Origin of the sequence: Streptomyces sp. 1-11 (assembly GCF_007176755.1) — a bacterium.
GTDB lineage: Bacteria > Actinomycetota > Actinomycetes > Streptomycetales > Streptomycetaceae > Streptomyces.
The window spans coordinates 327,094-344,578 of sequence record NZ_BJTV01000001.1; the positions used below are offsets into that span (position 1 = coordinate 327,094).

Below are 17,485 nucleotides of genomic sequence, written 5' to 3' on the forward strand. Positions count from 1 at the left end.
CGCCCCCCTTCCCCGCCTGCTAGCTCGGGTTCGTGTCGATGACCGCGACCCGGTTCGTCCGGCTCGTCAGCGCCTGGCGCAGGGCGACGTACACGTCCTGCGGCGTGACCGCCGTCTTCTTGCCGTTGCCCCGGGTGATGAGCACGCCGTCGAAGGTCTGACCGTAGAGCTGCTTCAGGGCGTCCAGGTCCGGCTTGTCGGTGAGCTTGCCGTCGGGCGTGGCCGCGACCCGGAGGAACTTCCACAGCGACTTCTGCGGGCTCATCGGGATCGAGTGCGCGGCGTCGGTCTGCACCGTCACGTTGGCCGACATGGCCGGCTCCGCGAACTCCTTCATCTCCCGGTCGACCTCGGCCTTGGAGACCGTCGGCTGCCTGGTGGCGGTCGGCACGGAGACGGGGGTGGCGGTGCCGGTCTCCACCAGCGTGCGGTAGGCCTGTTCGACCGCCCGGCTCGACCCGGCCGCGTCGATGGCCTTGCCGGCCTTGCCGTAGACGGCGACGGCCTTGCCGGCGCGGAACTCGACCCCGCCCTCGACCACGGAGCCGGAGCCGCCGCCGGCCTGCTGCAGGGCCGCCTGCAGCTTCTCCTCGTCCACCGGCATGACCGGCTCGACCACCCGCTTCTGCCCGAAGACCGAGCCGATCACGGAGACCGGGTTGTAGTCGCTCCGCGCGGCCTCGCTCACGGTGGCCGCGAAGTCGAACTGCAGGCCCGCGTTGTCCGGCGCGATGGACACGGTCTTGCCGCCCACGGCCAGCTTGAGCGGCTTGTTCACCTGGGCGCCGAAGGCGTCGTCGAGCTTCTTGACGGCCTCGTCGCGGGTGCCGCCGCCGATGTCGACGCCGAGCACGGTGGTGCCCTTGGGCACGTCGGAGTGGTTCATCAGCAGTCCGGCGCCGTAGACGCCGGCCGCGACGAGGACCACGCCGACGCCGAGCAGGACCAGCTTGCTGCGGCCCTTCTTCTTCGGCCGGGCCGCCGCCTTGGCCTGCGGGGCCGGGTCGGGCAGCTTGGGCACCTGGTGCGGCACCGGGCCGTCGGTGGGGCCGCCCGGGCCGAACGGGGACTTCCCGGCGCCCGGGACGGGCGGGATGCCGCTGGTGACGGTCTGCCCGGAGACGTTGCCGGGACCGCGGTAGCCGGGCGTGCCCGGCTCGGGGGCCGGCTTCTGCGGGGTGAGGATCGCGGTGTCGTCGCTGAGGCCGCCGCCGGGGCCGGCGAAGGCGCCGGGGGCCTGCGGGCCGCCCTGGCGGCCCGGGCCGTTCGCGCCGCCGGGCAGCGAGTGGCTGCCCGTGTCCCCGGGAAGCTGGTGGCTGCCCGTGTCGCCGGGAAGCTGGTGGCTGCCCGTGTCGCCGGGAAGCTGGTGGCTGCCGGTGTCGCCGGGCAGCGCGTGACTGCCCGTGTCGCCGTAGCCGTCGAAGGACTCGCCCGGGAATCCGTCCAGGTCGCTCAGCGCGCTCCTGGGGGTCGGCGGGATCATCGGCCCGTCGCCGGTGACCGGTCCGCTCGTCGGGCCCGCGGGTCCCTTGGGACCGCGACCGCCCTGGCCGTTCGGGCCGTTGGGGCCGCCCGGACCGCCGAGGCCGCCGGTGCCGCCGGCGGCGCCGCCGGCGGGCCCGTTCGGTCCGCCCTCCGAGAAGAACGGCAGGTCGTCGCGGCTCGGTTCCTCGCCGCCGGTCCCGCCGGACCGGGCGCCGCCGCGCGGGCCCGCGGCCAGCGCCTCGGTCACGTCGAAGGATCCGGTGCCGCCGCCGTGGCCGGGGGCCACCGGGCCGCCGGTCGCGCCGGGCAGGCCGGCGCCGTTGGTGCCGCCGGGGCGGGGTGCGCCCGTCGCGCCCATGGCGCCGACCACGCCACCGGGGCGGCCGCCGCCCGGGCGAGGGCCGGCGGCGCCCGACCGCGGGCCCGGGACGGACGGTGCGGCGGGCGCGGCCGGGGCGGCCGCCGAACCGCCGGGCAGCCCGGCGCCGTTCGTGCCGCCGCCGCCCGGACCGCCCTTGGGCGCGGACGACTTGCGCGGCGCGAACCAGTCGCTGGTCTTCTCCCCGGCCTGCGGCGCGGGCTCGGCCGGCGTCTCGGCGGCGGGCGCCGCGGCGGCCTGAGCCGGCCGCGGGTCCGGTCCCGCGTCGTCCTTCGCGCCCTCGGCGTCGCCGACGGGCTTGCGCACCACGACCGGCGGGATGGGCCGCGATCCGGGGATGTTGATACGGATCCGAGTCGTCAGCGTGGTCTCGGTCTTGCGTTCCTCCGGCTGCGCGGCCGAACGGCCCGCGTCCGCGCCGGTCTCGGAGGCGACGGGGGTCCCGTACGGAGGCGTCCCGGAGGGGTATGCGGCTCCGCCGCGCCCGTTGGGCCCGGAGGACGGAGTGTCAGTTTCACGACTCAAGGCAGGTTCTCCCGGTTGGCTCCACCGCCCGTTACGACCTCAGCGGGCAGTTCGGCGGCGCGCACCACCATACTGGCCACTTCTGGCGCGTATCCCATGACCGCTGAGGAAATGCACACCGGACTCGCACGTGCGCCGTACGGCGAAGTGGTACGTCACTTGCCAAGTCGGGCAGCGCCGCCGCCGGGTTGCCGCCCGGGACCGAGCGTGGCGCAGATCACAGCCACCGCCATGCCGCCGAACAGGAAGAGGTAGGAGCCGAGTCCCGCGCTGAACAGGAAGTCGCCCTCGGGGCGGCTCGCGGTCAGCAGGATGACGGCGACGATCCAGCCGGCCACCGGCGCCACCGCCCCGCCCCGGCCGCGCAGCGCGTACGCGCCGCCGAGGAACAGCCCGGCCGCGCCCGCGAGGGCGAGCAGCAGGCCGCCGGGGAACCACGCGCCCTGGACCAGGGCCCCGGCGAGGCCGACGACCGCGCCGAGGACGAACAGCCCGGCGTAGGCGGCCATCCGCCCGGCCGAGGGGCGCTGCAACGGCTGGGCCAGCGCGGACCCGCGTCCCGCGGTGCTCATGACGTCTCCTCGGCGCCGCCGGCCACACCGGCGAACAGGTCGGTCTCCCCGGGCTCGGCGGTACCGTGCACCAATTCGTAGTACTCGGTGGTGAACAGCGGCTGCGCCAGCTCGTTGGAGAGCGCGAAGTAGGGTTCGGCCACCTCGATCTGGGTGGCGTGGGCGCGCATGGCGGCGGCCTTGGCCGCGGCGTGGGCGGAGCCGTCGACGGCGGTGGTGATCCGCTCGTCGCCGACCACTCCGGGTACGTCGGCCAGGGTGGCCGCCTTGGCGAACGGCAGCGCGGGCAGTTCCTCCTGGAGACGGGCGAAGGCCGCCTCGGCGACGGAGCGCGGCACGCGGTTCCAGTAGACCTTCGCCACCCGGTGCCCGCGCCCGGCCGCCAGTTCGACGGCGCGCATGGCGACACGGTGGGCCTGGATGTGGTCCGGGTGGCCGTAACCGCCGTTGTCGTCGTAGGTGACGAGGACCTGCGGGCGGACCTCCAGGATCACCTCGGCGAGCGACCCGGCGGCGGTGTCCAGGTCGGCCTGCCAGAAGCAGCCGGGGTCCTCGTTGTCCGCGGTGTCCATCATTCCGGAGTCGCCGTAGCGGCCCGCGCCGCCGAGCAGCCGGAAGTCCGTCACGCCCAGCTCGCCGAGGGCCGCGGCCAGCTCGCCGCGGCGGTGCGCGCCCAGCGCGGGGCCGGTCAGGTGCCGCAGCCCGGGCGGGATGACCTCGCCGCGCTCACCGAGGGTGCAGGTGACCAGGGTCACATGGGCGCCCTCGGCCGCGTACCGGGCCATGGTCGCGCCGTTGTTGATCGACTCGTCGTCCGGGTGCGCGTGCACCAGCAGCAGACGCCGGTCGGGCAGATCCGTCATGGGACCACCCTACGCAGCGCCGCCGGGCGGCGTCCGGAACCGGGCTCCGTCACCGGCCATCTGCCGATTTTCCCGATTCACCCGGCTCGGGGCGCCCCGTCCGCCCTACCGTGAGGGGTGATCACAGCGTCGCGCAGGGTGACCGGGATCAAGGAGGGGCGCGGATGTCGGTGGACGGCGAGGCGGTGCGGGTGCGGACCGGGGCGGCACAGGCCGACGAGCCGGGGTGGGAGGTGGACCCGGACGACGACTGGGCGCTGGCCGTGGTGGCGACCGTGGGGCGGCAGTTGAGGCTGCGGCGGGAGGCCGCGGGTCTGCGGGCCGGCGAGTTCGCGGCGGCGGTCGGCTACGGCGAGGACCTCGTCTACAAGATCGAGGCCGGCAAGCGGATCCCCCGCCCCGAGTTCCTGGACACGGCGGACGAGGTACTGCGCGCCGGGGGGCTCGTCGCGGCGATGAAGGAGGACGTAAGGAAGGTCCGGTACCCGAAGAAGGTGCGGGATCTGGCGGAGCTGGAGGGCAAGGCCGTCGAGATCGGGGTGTACGTGTGCAGCAGCATCCCCGGCCTGCTCCAGACACCGGAACACGCACGGGCGTTGCTGGAATGCTGGCAGCCCGCCTACTCTCCGGAGGACCTGGAACGGCGAGTGGCCGCCCGCATGGCGCGGCGGTCCGTTTTCGATCGTTTGCCCGCGCCGGCCCTGGGGTTCGTCCTGGAGGAGGCGACACTGCGCCGCAGGGTTGGTTGCACAATGGTGCGGCGACAGCAGTTCGAGCGGCTGCTGGAGGTGGGGCGGCTGAACAACGTCACCCTTCAGGTGATGCCGTTGGAGAGCACACCGCACCCCGGCATGAGCGGCAGGATCGAGTTGCTGAAGTTCGAGGACGGCACGGCGGTAGGACGCGCCGACGGCATGTTCAGCGGACGGCCGGTCTCGAGCCTGAGGGAACTGCGCATCCTCGAACTGCGGTACGGCACCGTCCGAGCCCAGGCTCTTCCACCCGAAGAGTCACTGGCCCTCATCGAGCAACTGCTGGGAGCGACATGACCCGCAAGTCCACTACCGGCGACGCCCAGGAACCGGCGTGGTTCAAGAGCAGCTACAGCGATGGCCCCGACGGCGACTCGTGCGTGGAGGTCGCCATGGCGCCCCGCACCGTGCACGTCCGTGACTCGAAGGACGCGCAGGGACCGCGCCTGGCCTTCGCCCCCGCCGCGTGGTCCCGCTTCGTGCCGTACGCGGTCGAGGGCTGAACCGGCCGCTGCCGCCGCCCGGCCCCGGGCGCCCTCAGAACTTGATGCTGCCGATCATGCTGGCGACGTTGGTCGTCAGCTCACTGATCGTGGGGGCCACGGTCGACGAGGCGAGGTAGAACCCGAGCAGCATGCAGATGACCGCATGGCCGCCCTTCAGTCCCGACTTCTTGATCAGCAAGAAGACGATGATCGCCAGCAGCACCACCGCCGAAATCGAGAGTGCCACGGCGGCTCACCTCCAAAAATCCCAGGGACACGGGGGGTTCGGACTATGGGGGTTGTGACCCGGGCGTATGCCGGGCGTCGATCCAGACGGCAAGTCCATGCGGACGCCAGCGGGTTCATACCCACTCAGCGGTAGTGATCATAACTATCCGTACTCGCGCATCGCTCGGCGCACGGCCGCACAAGGGGGCGCATGGCCAATATGGTCGGGGTATGACGACCGAGGCTCACTCCTTCCCCCGTCGGCACGCACGCACGCAGCGGTTCACGCTCGGCGCGCCGCGCGCGTTCGCCGTGGCGCCCGACGGTTCGCGTGTCGCTTTCCTGCGTTCCGGCTCCGGTACCGACCGGGCCAACTCGCTCTGGGTCCTGGACCCCGCGGACGGCTCCGAGCGCCTGGCGGCCGATCCGCACGCCCTGCTGCGGGGCGCCTCGGAGGAGCTCCCGCCCGAGGAGCGGGCGCGCCGGGAGCGCAGCCGGGAGGGCGGGGCCGGCATCGTCGGCCACGCCACCGACGCCGCCGTGGAGTTGGCGGCTTTCGCCTTGTCAGGGCGGCTTTTCACGGCCGAGCTGCGGGCCGGCACGGCACGTGAACTCCGGGTCCCGGGACCGGTGATCGACCCGCGTCCGTCGCCCGACGGGCGGCACATCGCGTACGTGGCGCGGGGCGCGCTGCGGGTGACGGGCGCCGAGGGCGAGGACGACAGGGCGCTGGCGGAGCCGGAGGCCGGGCAGGTGACCTACGGGCTCGCGGAGTTCATCGCGGCCGAGGAGATGTCGCGGAGCAGGGGTTTCTGGTGGGCTCCGGGGTCGGACCGGCTGCTGGTGGCGCGGGTGGACGACAGGCCGGTGCGGCGGTGGTGGATCGCCGACCCGGCCCGCCCGGAGCGTGAGCCCAACTCGGTCGCGTACCCGGCCGCGGGGACGCCTAACGCGGACGTGCGCCTGTTCGTCCTCGGCCTCGACGGGGGGCGCACGGAGGTCGCCTGGGACCGGGCGCGCTATCCGTATCTGGCGCGAGTGCACTGGTCAGAGGCGGGTGCGCCGCTCATCCTGGTGCAGGCAAGGGACCAGCGCAGCCAGCTCTTCCTGGCGGTGGACCCGGACACCGGGGCGACCCGGATGGTGCACGCCGACGAAGATCCAACATGGCTGGAACTTTTCGCCGGAGTGCCCTGCTGGAGCCCGTCCGGACAGCTCGTCCGGATCGCGGACGAGGGCGGCGCGCGGGTGCTGACCGTGGGCGATCGCCCGCTGACCGGGCCGCAGTTGCACATCCGTGCGGTGCTCGACGTGACGGCCGACGACGTGCTGGTCACTGCCTCGGCGGGCGAGGAGGCGGAGTCGCCGGAGACCGGCGAGATCCACGTCTACCGGGTGAACGAGCTGGGCTGGGAGCGCGTGTCGCGGGAACCCGGTGTGCACTCGGCGGTGCGGGCCGGGGGCGTGACGGTGCTGATGTCCGCGACGCTGGACAGTCCCGGCACCCGTGTCCAGGTGCTGCGTGACGGAAAACGAACGGCGACTGTCACCTCTTACGCGGAAGATCCCGGTCTGTCCCCCCGCGTGACGCTCACCCAGGGGGGCGCACGCCGAATTCCATGCGCCGTGCTTATGCCTACGGACTACCCCGGTGACACTCCCCTCCCCGTTCTGATGGACCCCTACGGCGGTCCGCACGGCCAGCGGGTGGTCGCCGCGCACAACGCGCACCTGACCTCGCAGTGGTTCGCCGATCAGGGGTTCGCGGTGATCGTGGCCGACGGGCGGGGCACGCCGGGGCGCTCGCCGGCGTGGGAGAAGGAGATCCGGGACGACATCGCGGCCGTCGTGCTCCAGGACCAGGTCGACGCCCTGCACGCCCTCGCCCGGGACTTCCCGCTCGACCTCGGCCGGGTGGCCGTGCGGGGCTGGTCCTTCGGCGGCTACCTGGCCGCGCTGGCGGTACTGCGCCGCCCGGACGTCTTCCACGCCGCGGTGGTCGGCGCGCCCGTCACCGATCTGCGGCTCTACGACACCCACTACCAGGAGCGCTACCTGGGCCTGCCGGACGAGCAGCCGGAGGTCTACCGCCGCAACTCGCTGATCGACGACGCGGGCCTGGTCGACGCGGCCGAGCCGCACCGCCCGATGATGGTCGTCCACGGCCTCGCGGACGACAACGTGGTCGTCGCCCACTCCCTGCGCCTGTCCTCCGCCCTGCTGGCCGCGGGCCGCCCGCACGAGGTCCTGCCGCTGTCCGGGGTGACCCACATGACCCCGCAGGAGAACGTCGCGGAGAACCTGCTCCGCCTCCAGCTCGACTTCCTCCGGCGCTCGCTGCCCGAGCCCGGCGGATCCGCGTGAAACGCGTTAACGCACAGGCAACTTCACGGAAGCGGCGCCGATATGCCGGCGCGCGAGGCTGAACAGCGTACGGCCGTGCGGGTGCCGTGGGCGGGCCGGGATGCGCCATGTCATCCCGGCCCGCTGCCGTTGCCGGCGGGCTCCCCCGCCCCCTGGGGCGGCGTGGGCCGGCCGGACCCCGGCCGCCCCACGGGCAGCGTCTCGGCGAAGTGGCACGCCGAGTCGTGGGCCGCCGGGCCGGACTCGCCGCGGAACGCCTCCGGCACCGCCAGGGCCGGCACCTCCCGGGCGCACCGCTCCCGGGCCTTCCAGCAGCGGGTGCGGAAGCGGCAGCCGGAGGGGATGTCGGCGGGGGACGGCACGTCACCGGAGAGGATGATCCGCTCGCGCCGTTCGCGGCCCTCCGGGTCGGGCACCGGGACCGCGGACAGCAGCGCCTGGGTGTACGGGTGGGTGGGGTGGTCGTAGATCTCGGTGTCGGTGCCGGTCTCCACGATGCGGCCCAGGTACATCACCCCGACCCGGTCCGAGATGTGCCGCACGATCGACAGGTCGTGCGCGATGAAGACGTATGACAGGTCGAACTCCGACTGGAGCCGGTCCAGGAGGTTGACCACCTGCGCCTGCACGGAGACGTCCAGGGCGGAGACCGGCTCGTCGGCGACGATCACCTCCGGGCGCAGCGCCAGGCCCCGCGCGATGCCGATGCGCTGGCGCTGCCCGCCGGAGAACTGGTGCGGGTAGCGGTTGATGTGCTCCGGGTTGAGCCCGACCACGTCCAGCAGCTCACGGACCCTGCGCCGGCGGTCGCCCCTGGGGGCCGCCTCCGGGTGGATCTCGTACGGCTCGCCGATGATGTCCCCCACCGTCATCCGGGGGTTGAGCGAGGTGTACGGGTCCTGGAAGACCATCTGGATGTTGCGGCGGACGGCCTTCAGGGCCCGGCCGGACAGCCGGGTGATGTCCTCGCCCTTGAAGCGGATCGAGCCCGCCGTGGGCTTCTCCAGGTTGCACAGCATCTTCGCGACCGTCGACTTGCCGCAGCCCGACTCGCCCACGATGCCCAGGGTCTCGCCCCGGCCCAGGTGGAAGTCGACGCCGTCCACCGCCTTGACCGAGCCGATCTGCTTGCGGAAGACGACGCCCCGCGTCAGCGGGTAGTGCTTGACGAGTCCGCCGACCTCCAGGACGGGCTCAGCGCTCGCGGTCATCCAGGCACTCCCTCCAGAAGTGGCAGGCGCTTCCGCGCTCCCCGGGGACGGGGTACAGCGGGGGCTCGTCGGTGCGGCAGACGTCCCGGGCCATCGGGCAGCGGGGGTGGAAGGCGCAGCCGGGCGGGATGTGCGTCAGGCTCGGCGGCAGGCCCCTGATGGCGTACAGCTCACGGCCCTTGAGGTCCAGGCGCGGGATGGAGTCCAGCAGGCCGCGGGTGTAGGGGTGGGCGGGCGCCTTGTAGATGTCGTGCACGGGGGCCGACTCCACGATCCGGCCCACGTACATCACCGCGATGCGGTCGGCCACGTCCGCGACCACCCCGAGGTCGTGGGTGATCAGGATCAGGCCCATGCGGTACTCGCGCCGCAGCTCGGCCAGCAGCTCCATGACCTGGGCCTGCACGGTGACGTCCAGGGCCGTGGTGGGCTCGTCGGCGATGATGAGCGCGGGCTCCAGGGCCAGCGCCATGGCGATCATGATGCGCTGGCGCATGCCGCCGGAGAACTGGTGCGGGTAGTCGCGCAGCCGCTGGGCCGCGGCCGGGATGCGCACCCGGTCCATCAGCTCGACCGCCCTGGCCCGGGCGTCCCTCTTCGACATGCCCCGGTGCACCACGAACATCTCGCCGAGCTGGTCGCCCACGCAGAGCACGGGGTTGAGGGCGGACAGGGCGTCCTGGAAGATCATCGCCATCCCGGCGCCGCGGACGCCGCGCCGCTCCTCCTCCTTCAGCCGCAGCAGGTCGCGGCCCTGGAAGACGACCTCCCCGCCGGTGATCCGGCCCGGGGGCGTGTCGAGGATGCCCATCACGGCCTGCGCGGTCACCGACTTCCCCGAGCCCGACTCGCCGAGCACCGCCAGGGTCTCGCCCGCGTCGACGGCGTACGACACCCCGTTGACGGCCTTGGCGACCCCGTCCCGGGTGCGGAACTCCACGTGCAGGTCGCGCACTTCGAGCAGCATGCGGTGCGTCACCTCAGCTTCGGGTCGAGGGCGTCGCGCACCGCGTCGCCGAGCATGATGAAGGCCAGGACCGTGACGGCGAGGGCTCCCGCGGGCCACAGCAGCGCGTGCGGGGCGTTGCGGACGTAGGGGGAGGCGGCGGAGATGTCGATGCCCCAGGAGACGCTGGGCGGTTTCAGCCCGACGCCGAGGTAGGACAGGGTCGCCTCGAGCGCGATGTACGTGCCGAGCGCGATGGTGGAGACGACGATGACCGGGGCCACGGCGTTCGGGGCGATGTGCCGCAGCAGGATCCGGGAGGGGGAGGCGCCCAGGGCGCGGGCGGCCTGCACGTAGTCGTTCTGCTGGACGGTGATGACCGAGCCGCGCGCGATACGGCAGACCTGCGGCCAGCCGAGCAGCACCATGAACCCGATGACCGGCCAGACCGTGTTGCTGGTGACCACGGAGAGCAGGACGAGCCCGCCGAGGACGACCGGGATGGCGAAGAAGATGTCGGTGCCCCGGGAGAGCACCGAGTCCCACGCTCCCCCGAAGAACCCGGCCAGGGCGCCCAGCACCGATCCGAGCAGCGCGACCCCGAGCGTGGCGCAGACGCCGACCGTCACGGACGTGCGGGCGCCGTACACGGTCCGGGTGTAGACGTTGCAGCCCTGGCCGTCGTACCCGAAGGGGGCGCCCGGCCCGGGTCCGTCCTGGGCCTTGGCCAGGTCGCAGCTCAGGGGGCTGCCGGGCGCGATCGCCGAGGGCCACAGGGAGATGAGGACCAGGAAGAGGATGACCAGGGCGGAGACCAGGAAGACGGGGTTGCGGCGCAGGTCCCGCCAGGCGTCGGACCACAGCGAGCGCGGCCTGCCGGTGTCCTTCGCGCCCCCGGGGCCGCCCGGGGTCCCCTCCAGTGTCGTCGCCTCGCTCGCCGCCAGGTCCATGGCGCCGCCCATGCCGGTTCCGGCGATCGCACCGTCCTGCTCCCGTCGCCGTTCAGGCATAGCGGATCCTCGGGTCGAGCACGGCGTACAGGAGGTCCACCAGCAGGTTGGCGACCAGGAAGACCAGCACGAGCACGGTCACGAAGCCGACGACCGTCTGGGTGTTCTGCCGCAGGATGCCCTGGTAGAGCTGGTAGCCGACGCCGTGGATGTTGAAGATCCGCTCGGTGACGATGGCGCCGCCCATCAGCGCGCCGATGTCGGTGCCGATGAAGGTGACGACGGGGATGAGCGAGTTGCGCAGCAGGTGCCGGGTGATCACCCGGTGCCGGGGCAGGCCCTTGGCGACGGCCGTGCGCACGTAGTCGGCCCGCCTGTTCTCGGCGATGGAGGAGCGGGTCAGCCGGGTGACGTAGGCGAGGGAGACGGAGGCGAGGACCAGGCCGGGCACGATCAGCTCGTCGAAGGCCGCGGCCGGGGAGACGGAGGGCTTGATCCAGCCCCACTCGACACCCAGCAGGAGCTGGAGCAGCAGACCGGTGACGAAGGTGGGGACGGCGATGACCACGAGGGTCAGGACGAGCACCGAGGTGTCCACGGGCCGGCCGCGCCGCAGCCCGGTCACCACGCCCAGGACGATGCCGACGACGATCTCGAAGAGGATCGCGACGATCGTCAGCCGGATGGTGACCGGGAACGCCGTCGCCATCAGCTCGGTGACCGGCTGGCCGTTGAACGCCGTCCCGAAGTCACCGGTGAAGACGTTCCCCATGTAGGTCAGGTACTGCTGCCAGAGCGGCTTGTCGAGGCCGAACTCCTGTCTGAGCTGGGCCGCCGTCGCCGGGTCGCAGCTCCGCTCGCCGCACAGGCCGGCGACGGGGTCGCCCATGACGTTCACCATCAGGAAGATCAGCAGCGTGGCCCCGACGAACACCGGGACCATCTGCAGCAGCCGCCGCGCGACGTAGCGCCCCATGACGTGCTCAGCCGACCTTGATCTCGTTGTAGACCGGGACGCTGAAGGGGTTGAGCGCCACGTGGGACAGGCGCGCCGAGTAGCCGGCGCTGCCGTTCTGGTACCACAGCGGAATGGCGGCCATGTTGTCCCGCACCACGCCCTCGGCCTGCTGGAAGAGCGCGACCGAGCGGGCGGTGTCGGTCTCGGCGTTGGCCCGGTCGACGAGCCGGTCGAACTGCCTGTTCGACCAGGTGCCGTCGTTGGAGGAGGCACCCGTGTAGTACAGCGGCTGCAGGAAGTTCTGGATCAACGGGTAGTCCATCTGCCAGCCGGCCCGGAAGGGACCGGGCATCTTGTGCCGGGCGATCTGGTTGCGGAAGTCGGCGAAGGTGCCGATCGGGTTGCCGACGCAGGCCCGGTCGTTGCCGAGGGCGTTGTTGATGGAGTTGCACACGGCGTCCACCCACTGCTTGTGCGAGCCCGAGTCGGCGTTGTAGGTGATCTTGAGCTGCCCGCCGGGGACGCCGCCGCCCTCCTGGATCAGCTTCCTGGCGCCCGCGGGGTCGTAGTCGCAGGCGTGGCCGCACAGCCCGGACTGGTAGCCGCCCTTCGGGCCGAGGACCGGGGAGGTCCAGTCGGTGGCGGGGGTGCGGGTGCCGCGGAAGAGGGTCCTGGTGATCTGCGCGCGGTTGATCGCCATGGACAGGCCCGTGCGCACCTTCCGGGCCCCGTCGGTGTTCCACCTGGGGTCGTAGAAGGGGAAGGCGAGGGTCTGCAGGATGCCGGCCGGGGTGTTGATGTAGCGGCCGTCGAGGTCGGTCCGCACGTTCTTGAGCTGCGTGGCGGGCACGTCGTCGACCAGGTCGAGGTTGCCGGCCAGCACGTCGGTGTAGGCGGTGTTGTTGTCCGTGTAGACCAGCAGGCTCACGCCCTCGTTGCGGGCCCGGTCCCGGCCCGGGTAGGCGGCCCACTTCTCCAGGGCCATGGCGGAGCCCTTGGTGTACGAGCGGATCCGGTACGGCCCGTTGCCGACCGGCTTGCTCACCCAGGCCGCGTGGTCGGTGAAGAACGCCCTGGGGAGCGGGGCGAAGGCGACGTAGCCGAGGGTGTCGGGGAAGCTGGAGAACTTCTGGCCCAGCCGGACGGTGAAGGTCAGGGGGCCGGTGACCCGGAGCCCCGACAGGGTGTCCGCGGTCTGCTTCCCGGTGTCGGGGTGGACCTTGTCGTAGCCCTCGATGTACCCGAAGAAGTACGCGTTCTTCTGGTTGTTGCGCAGGCTCGCCCCGTAGTTCCAGGCGTCCACGAAGGACTTCGCGGTCACCTTCTCGCCGTTGGAGAAGGTCCAGCCGTCCCTGACCCTGACCGTGAAGTTCTTCGAGTCGGCCGTCTCGATGCTCTGGGCGAGCATGTCCTTGGCCCGGCCGGTCCTCGGGTCGTACCGCTTCAGGCCCCGGAAGATCATGTCGAGCACCTTGCCGCCCTGCACCTCGTTGGTGTTGGCCGGCTCCAGCGGGTTCTGCGGGTCGCCCCAGGAGGAGGTCAGCACCCCGGCGCCGCCGGCGCCCGCGCCGCTCCCGCACGCCGTCGCGGCGAGGGCCAGTACCACCGCGCCCGCGACCCATCGGGCGTGCCCGGCTCCGCGCATCGGCACCTCCTCCTGATACAGGATCAGACATATCACACGAAAAGGCATACAAAACGCACGGCTCGTGGCGGATTCCCGGATCCACTTACTGATCGGCGGATCAGCAGGCAGACTCACCGCATGGTCGATCGCGTATTCGCCGACGTGGAACTCGCTTCTCTGTACGACAAGTTGAACGCCTGGGGTCCCTCCGACGACTTCTATCTGGGGTTCGTCATGGAGGCGGAGAGAGTGCTCGACGTGGGCTGCGGGACCGGCCGGCTGCTGCGCGCCGCCCGGGCCGCGGGCCACCGGGGCCGGCTGACCGGCCTGGATCCGGCCGCCGCCATGCTCGTACAGGCGCGGCGGGCCGAACCGGAGGCCGAATGGGTGCTCGGGGACTTCACGACGCACCACTGGGAAGGTGCGTTCGACCTGGTCGTGATGACCGGTCACGCCTTCCAGGAACTGCTCGGCGACGAGGAGGTGCGGGACTGTCTGCGCGGGGCCCGGCGGGCGCTCGCCGAGGGCGGCCGGTTCGTCTTCGAGACGCGGAATCCGGCGGCCCGCGCCTGGGAGCGCTGGACGCCGGAGAAGGTGTACGAGATCCCCGACGGGGACGGCGGAACCGTACGGGTGTGGCACGACGCCGAGCCGGCCCCCGTCGGGGACCGGCTCGGATTCACGGAGACCTATGCGGGCGCGCGGTGGGACCGGCCGCTGGTGTGCCGCAGCACCCTGCGGTTCCTGGACGCCGACGCCCTGGACGGCTTCCTCGGCGAGGCCGGGCTGGCCGCCGCCGAGCGCTACGGGGACTGGCGGCGGGGGCCGCTGGCCCCCGCCGCTCCCGAGATCATCACCGTGGCCCGGGCCGCACCCTAGGCCTGCGGGGCCTCGCCCTCCTCCAGCGCCACCAGCGCCGGGTCCATGACGATGTCCTCGTCACGGGCCTCGGTCGTCGGGTCCTCCGGGAAGTGGCAGGCCGTCAGGTGCCCGGCGCGGTTGCCGGAGAGCTGCACCAGCGGCGGCTCCTCGGTCGCGCACTTGTCCTGCGCCTTCCAGCACCGGGTGCGGAAGCGGCAGCCGGACGGCGGGTGGATCGGCGAGGGGACATCACCGGAGAGCCGGATGCGCTCCCGGTCCGCCGTCTCCTCGTCGACGCCGACCTCCGGCACGGCCGACAGCAGGGCGTGGGTGTAGGGGTGGCGCGGCCGGTTGTAGATCGACTCACGGTCACCGACCTCGACGATCTTGCCGAGGTACATCACCGCGACGCGCTGCGAGAAGTGCCGGACCACGGCGAGGTCGTGGGCGATGAACAGGAAGGCGATGCCGAGTTCCTTCTGGACCTCCTGGAGCAGGTTGACCACCTGCGCCTGGATGGACACGTCCAGCGCGGAGACCGGCTCGTCCGCCACGATCAGCTTCGGGTTCAGGGCCAGCGCGCGGGCGACGCCGATGCGCTGGCGCTGACCGCCGGAGAACTCGTGCGGGAAGCGGTTGTAGTGCTCCGGGTTCAGGCCGACGAGCTCGAGCAGCTCGCGGACCTTCTTCTCCCGGCCGCCCTCCGGATCGATCCCGTTGACCTCCATCGGCGACTTGATGATCGAGCCGACGGTCTGCCGCGGGTTCAGCGAGGAGTACGGGTCCTGGAAGATCATCTGGATCTCGGACCGCACGGGCGCGATCTCCCGGCGCGAGGCGTGCGTGATGTCGCGCCCGGCGTAGGTGATCGAGCCGGCGGTCGGCTCCAGCAGCCGGGTGATGAGCCGGCCCGTGGTCGACTTGCCGCAGCCGGACTCGCCGACCAGGCCGACGCTCTCGCCGACGCCGACCGTGAGGTCGATGCCGTCGACGGCCTGCACCGCGCCGACCTTCCGCTTGATCGGGAAGCCGCCGTAGATCGGGAAGTGCTTCGTGAGGCCCTTGACCTCCAGAAGCGCCTCCGCCGGGGTGCCGGAGGTGCCCTGCTGTGCCGGGAGGGTGAGGTTGTCGCTCATGTCTCGGTTCTCCCTAGCGCAGCCGGGGCTGGATCTTGTCGATGAAGATGGTCTGCTTCTGCTCGTCCGTCAGGTGGCACGCGGCGGCGCGGCCCTCGCCCAGCGGCGGCCGCACCTCCGAGCAGAGGTTGCCCGGCACCTCTTCGCGGAACACGCAGCGCGGGTGGAAGCGGCACCCGGCGGGCGGGTTGAGCAGCGAGGGCGGGGTGCCGGGGATCGGCGTCAGGTGCTGGTCCAGGTCGCTGTCCAGGCGCGGCATCGAGCTGAGCAGGCCCCAGGTGTAGGGGTGCTTCGGCTCGTGCAGCACCTCGCGGACGCTGCCGCGCTCCACGGCCCGGCCGGCGTACATCACCAGCAGGTCGTCGGCCATGTGCGAGATGACGCCCAGGTCGTGGGTGATGAAGATGATCGCGGAGCCGAACTCCTGCTGGAGGTCCTTCAGCAGGTCGAGGATCTGCGCCTGCACGGTCACGTCGAGCGCGGTGGTCGGCTCGTCGGCGATCAGCAGCTCGGGGTCGCACATCAGCGCCATGGCGATCATCGCGCGCTGGCGCATACCGCCGGAGAACTGGTGCGGGTAGTCGTCGAAGCGCACCTTGGGCTGCGGGATGCCGACCTTCTCCAGCATCTGGATGGCCCGGTCCTTGGCCTCCTTCTTGGAGGCGCCGCGGTGCTTCATGAACGGCTCGGAGAGCTGGCGGCCCACCGTGTAGAACGGCGACAGGGCGGTCAGCGGGTCCTGGAAGATCATCGCCATCTTGTTGCCGCGGAGCCGCTCCAGCTCGCGCTCGCTCGCGGTGACGAGTTCCTTGCCGTCGAGGACGATCTCCCCGTCGATCTTGGAGGTCCGCGGGTTGTGCAGGCCCAGGATCGTCAGGTTGGTGACGGACTTGCCGGAGCCGGACTCGCCGACGATGCCCAGGGTCTTGCCGCGCTCGACGTCGAAGGAGAGGCCGTCGACCGCCTTGACGATGCCGTCCTCGGTGGAGAACTGCACCTTCAGATCGCGCACCGAGAGGAAGCTCTCCGGACCGGTCGGGGCCGACGCGTCCTCGGTCTTGGTCAGTGTGGTCACGGTGGTTCGTTCTTCCTAGGAGAGCCGGACGCGCGGGTCGATCCAGGCGTACGCGATGTCGGTGAGGATGTTGAAGATCAGGATGAAGAAGGCACCGAACAGCATGACGCCCATCGTCATGGGGAGGTCCTTGTGGATCGCGCCGTCCACGGCCAGGCGGCCGATGCCCTGCAGCGAGAAGGTCAGCTCGGTGACGACGGCGCCGCCCAGCATGCTGCTGAGGTCGATGCCGAGGACGGTGACGATCGGGATGAGCGCGCCACGCCAGGCGTAGCGGAAGAAGACGTACTTGCGCGACATGCCCTTGGCGCGGGCGGTGCGCACGTGCTCCTCGGCGAGCTGCTCGATCATGGAGGAGCGCGCCATACGGGTGTACTGCGCGGTGAAGATGGTGGCCATCACCAGGGTGGGCAGCAGCATGCCGGTGAACCAGCCCACGGGGTCCTCGGTGATGGGGACGTACGCGGGGTTCTCCATCCAGCCCGTGCTGTAGACGAAGATCCACAGGACGATCGGGCCGAGCAGGTAGATCTGGAACGAGCTGAGCACCATCGAGGCGCCGGTGGCGACCTTGTCGACCACGGAGCCGCGCTTGTACGCGGCGATCATGCCGGCTCCCACACCCACCACGAGGAAGACGACCGCACCGCCGGCGGTGAGCGTCAGCGTAGTCGGGAAGCGGTCCGTGATCGTCGACCAGACCATGTCGCCCGAGTAGAACGACTGGCCGAGGCACGGCGCGCTGCAGTGACCGGTCGGGAAGTCACGGCCGACGAAGATGCCCGACATGAAGTCCCAGAACTGCTGGGTGATCGGGAGGTTGAGGCCGAGGGCCTGGCGGATGTCCTCCAGCCGCTGAGGAGAGCAGTCCTTGCCACAGGCCAGAGAGGCGTAATCGGATGGCGCGGCGACGAACAGGAAGAACGTGACGGCGCCGATGAGGAACAGGGTGACCAGGGCACCGACCGTGCGCCGGATGATGAACTGAAGCATGGCGGGAGGGCTGCTCTCTGCGGAGACGAGTGGAAGGTTTCACGGAGGTGCGGGGACGCGCTCCGCCTGGTGCGC

Annotated in this window: 16 protein-coding genes; 4 read left to right on the forward strand and 12 right to left on the reverse strand. The window is 71.7% G+C overall.

Translation table 11 applies throughout. The features are described 5' to 3' along the window. Positions 1-19: 19 nt before the first annotated feature. The 3 genes from TNCT1_RS01470 to mshB all read right to left on the reverse strand — a co-directional run bounded on the left by TNCT1_RS01470 (position 20) and on the right by mshB (position 3,824). Positions 20-2,389, reverse strand: a complete 2,370-nt coding sequence (locus tag TNCT1_RS01470; RefSeq protein ID WP_174266101.1) for a hypothetical protein — start codon at positions 2,387-2,389, stop codon at positions 20-22. 155 nt (positions 2,390-2,544) lie between these two features. Then, the gene (locus tag TNCT1_RS01480; protein ID WP_143627289.1) at positions 2,545-2,961 is read right to left on the reverse strand and encodes a DUF6113 family protein; all 417 of its coding nucleotides are present in this window, start codon (positions 2,959-2,961) and stop codon (positions 2,545-2,547) included. Then, complete coding sequence (mshB, locus tag TNCT1_RS01485; RefSeq protein WP_143627291.1) at positions 2,958-3,824, reverse strand: N-acetyl-1-D-myo-inositol-2-amino-2-deoxy-alpha-D-glucopyranoside deacetylase; 867 nt, start codon at positions 3,822-3,824, stop codon at positions 2,958-2,960. The genes TNCT1_RS01480 and mshB overlap by 4 nt, the downstream gene beginning before the upstream one ends. A gap of 164 nt (positions 3,825-3,988) precedes the next feature. Between mshB and TNCT1_RS01490 the strand changes: the two genes are divergently transcribed. Together TNCT1_RS01490 and TNCT1_RS01495 are read left to right on the forward strand one after the other, a co-directional pair. Continuing rightward, positions 3,989-4,873, forward strand: coding sequence for a helix-turn-helix transcriptional regulator (locus tag TNCT1_RS01490; RefSeq protein ID WP_143627293.1), 885 nt, complete (start codon positions 3,989-3,991; stop codon positions 4,871-4,873). After that, a complete protein-coding gene (locus tag TNCT1_RS01495) occupies positions 4,870-5,079 on the forward strand; it encodes a DUF397 domain-containing protein (protein WP_143627295.1) in 210 nt (69 codons plus the stop codon). Before TNCT1_RS01490 ends, TNCT1_RS01495 begins: the two co-directional genes overlap by 4 nt. A gap of 34 nt (positions 5,080-5,113) precedes the next feature. Here the strand turns inward: TNCT1_RS01495 and TNCT1_RS01500 are convergent, their stop codons facing one another. After that, positions 5,114-5,308, reverse strand: coding sequence for a hypothetical protein (locus TNCT1_RS01500; RefSeq protein ID WP_020942059.1), 195 nt, complete (start codon positions 5,306-5,308; stop codon positions 5,114-5,116). Between the two features lie 212 nt (positions 5,309-5,520). Between TNCT1_RS01500 and TNCT1_RS01505 the strand changes: the two genes are divergently transcribed. Continuing rightward, a complete protein-coding gene (locus TNCT1_RS01505) occupies positions 5,521-7,653 on the forward strand; it encodes a prolyl oligopeptidase family serine peptidase (protein WP_143627297.1) in 2,133 nt (710 codons plus the stop codon). Between the two features lie 110 nt (positions 7,654-7,763). On the opposite strand, the gene TNCT1_RS01510 is transcribed toward TNCT1_RS01505, so the two are convergent. From TNCT1_RS01510 to TNCT1_RS01530, 5 genes are read right to left on the reverse strand one after another with little or no spacing between them, the layout of a single operon-like run. Further along, positions 7,764-8,864 (reverse strand): ABC transporter ATP-binding protein, encoded by a 1,101-nt coding sequence (locus TNCT1_RS01510; RefSeq protein WP_143627299.1) that lies wholly within the window; start codon positions 8,862-8,864, stop codon positions 7,764-7,766. After that, entirely contained in the window at positions 8,848-9,831 is a 984-nt protein-coding gene (locus TNCT1_RS01515; RefSeq protein WP_143627301.1) for an ABC transporter ATP-binding protein, read from the reverse strand. Before TNCT1_RS01515 ends, TNCT1_RS01510 begins: the two co-directional genes overlap by 17 nt. Before the next feature lie 8 nt (positions 9,832-9,839). Beyond that, on the reverse strand, positions 9,840-10,820 hold the full coding sequence (locus TNCT1_RS01520; protein ID WP_143627303.1) for an ABC transporter permease: 981 nt from the start codon (positions 10,818-10,820) through the stop codon (positions 9,840-9,842). Continuing rightward, entirely contained in the window at positions 10,813-11,736 is a 924-nt protein-coding gene (locus tag TNCT1_RS01525; RefSeq protein ID WP_143627305.1) for an ABC transporter permease, read from the reverse strand. The genes TNCT1_RS01520 and TNCT1_RS01525 overlap by 8 nt, the downstream gene beginning before the upstream one ends. Positions 11,737-11,743: 7 nt before the next feature. Beyond that, the gene (locus TNCT1_RS01530; RefSeq protein ID WP_143627307.1) at positions 11,744-13,363 is read right to left on the reverse strand and encodes an ABC transporter substrate-binding protein; all 1,620 of its coding nucleotides are present in this window, start codon (positions 13,361-13,363) and stop codon (positions 11,744-11,746) included. A gap of 120 nt (positions 13,364-13,483) precedes the next feature. Here TNCT1_RS01530 and TNCT1_RS01535 point away from each other — a divergent pair, with 120 nt between their 5' ends. Beyond that, complete coding sequence (locus tag TNCT1_RS01535) at positions 13,484-14,224, forward strand: class I SAM-dependent methyltransferase (protein ID WP_143627309.1); 741 nt, start codon at positions 13,484-13,486, stop codon at positions 14,222-14,224. Here the strand turns inward: TNCT1_RS01535 and TNCT1_RS01540 are convergent. From TNCT1_RS01540 to TNCT1_RS01550, 3 genes are read right to left on the reverse strand one after another with little or no spacing between them, the layout of a single operon-like run. Continuing rightward, the gene (locus TNCT1_RS01540; RefSeq protein ID WP_143627311.1) at positions 14,221-15,342 is read right to left on the reverse strand and encodes an ABC transporter ATP-binding protein; all 1,122 of its coding nucleotides are present in this window, start codon (positions 15,340-15,342) and stop codon (positions 14,221-14,223) included. The genes TNCT1_RS01535 and TNCT1_RS01540 overlap by 4 nt on opposite strands. Before the next feature lie 13 nt (positions 15,343-15,355). Then, positions 15,356-16,417 (reverse strand): ABC transporter ATP-binding protein, encoded by a 1,062-nt coding sequence (locus tag TNCT1_RS01545; RefSeq protein WP_143627313.1) that lies wholly within the window; start codon positions 16,415-16,417, stop codon positions 15,356-15,358. Between the two features lie 15 nt (positions 16,418-16,432). Then, entirely contained in the window at positions 16,433-17,410 is a 978-nt protein-coding gene (locus tag TNCT1_RS01550) for an ABC transporter permease (protein ID WP_143627315.1), read from the reverse strand. Positions 17,411-17,485 lie beyond the last annotated feature (75 nt).

Coding starts and splice junctions, on each gene's coding strand:
- TNCT1_RS01535 (WP_143627309.1), top strand. CDS start 13,484: ATGGTCGATCGCGTATTCGCCGACGTGGAACTCGCTTCTCTGTACGAC.
- TNCT1_RS01540 (WP_143627311.1), bottom strand. CDS start 15,342: ATGAGCGACAACCTCACCCTCCCGGCACAGCAGGGCACCTCCGGCACC.
- TNCT1_RS01550 (WP_143627315.1), bottom strand. CDS start 17,410: ATGCTTCAGTTCATCATCCGGCGCACGGTCGGTGCCCTGGTCACCCTG.
- TNCT1_RS01510 (WP_143627299.1), bottom strand. CDS start 8,864: ATGACCGCGAGCGCTGAGCCCGTCCTGGAGGTCGGCGGACTCGTCAAG.
- TNCT1_RS01530 (WP_143627307.1), bottom strand. CDS start 13,363: ATGCGCGGAGCCGGGCACGCCCGATGGGTCGCGGGCGCGGTGGTACTG.
- TNCT1_RS01520 (WP_143627303.1), bottom strand. CDS start 10,820: ATGCCTGAACGGCGACGGGAGCAGGACGGTGCGATCGCCGGAACCGGC.
- TNCT1_RS01525 (WP_143627305.1), bottom strand. CDS start 11,736: ATGGGGCGCTACGTCGCGCGGCGGCTGCTGCAGATGGTCCCGGTGTTC.
- TNCT1_RS01505 (WP_143627297.1), top strand. CDS start 5,521: ATGACGACCGAGGCTCACTCCTTCCCCCGTCGGCACGCACGCACGCAG.
- TNCT1_RS01480 (WP_143627289.1), bottom strand. CDS start 2,961: ATGAGCACCGCGGGACGCGGGTCCGCGCTGGCCCAGCCGTTGCAGCGC.
- TNCT1_RS01515 (WP_143627301.1), bottom strand. CDS start 9,831: ATGCTGCTCGAAGTGCGCGACCTGCACGTGGAGTTCCGCACCCGGGAC.
- TNCT1_RS01495 (WP_143627295.1), top strand. CDS start 4,870: ATGACCCGCAAGTCCACTACCGGCGACGCCCAGGAACCGGCGTGGTTC.
- TNCT1_RS01490 (WP_143627293.1), top strand. CDS start 3,989: ATGTCGGTGGACGGCGAGGCGGTGCGGGTGCGGACCGGGGCGGCACAG.
- mshB (WP_143627291.1), bottom strand. CDS start 3,824: ATGACGGATCTGCCCGACCGGCGTCTGCTGCTGGTGCACGCGCACCCG.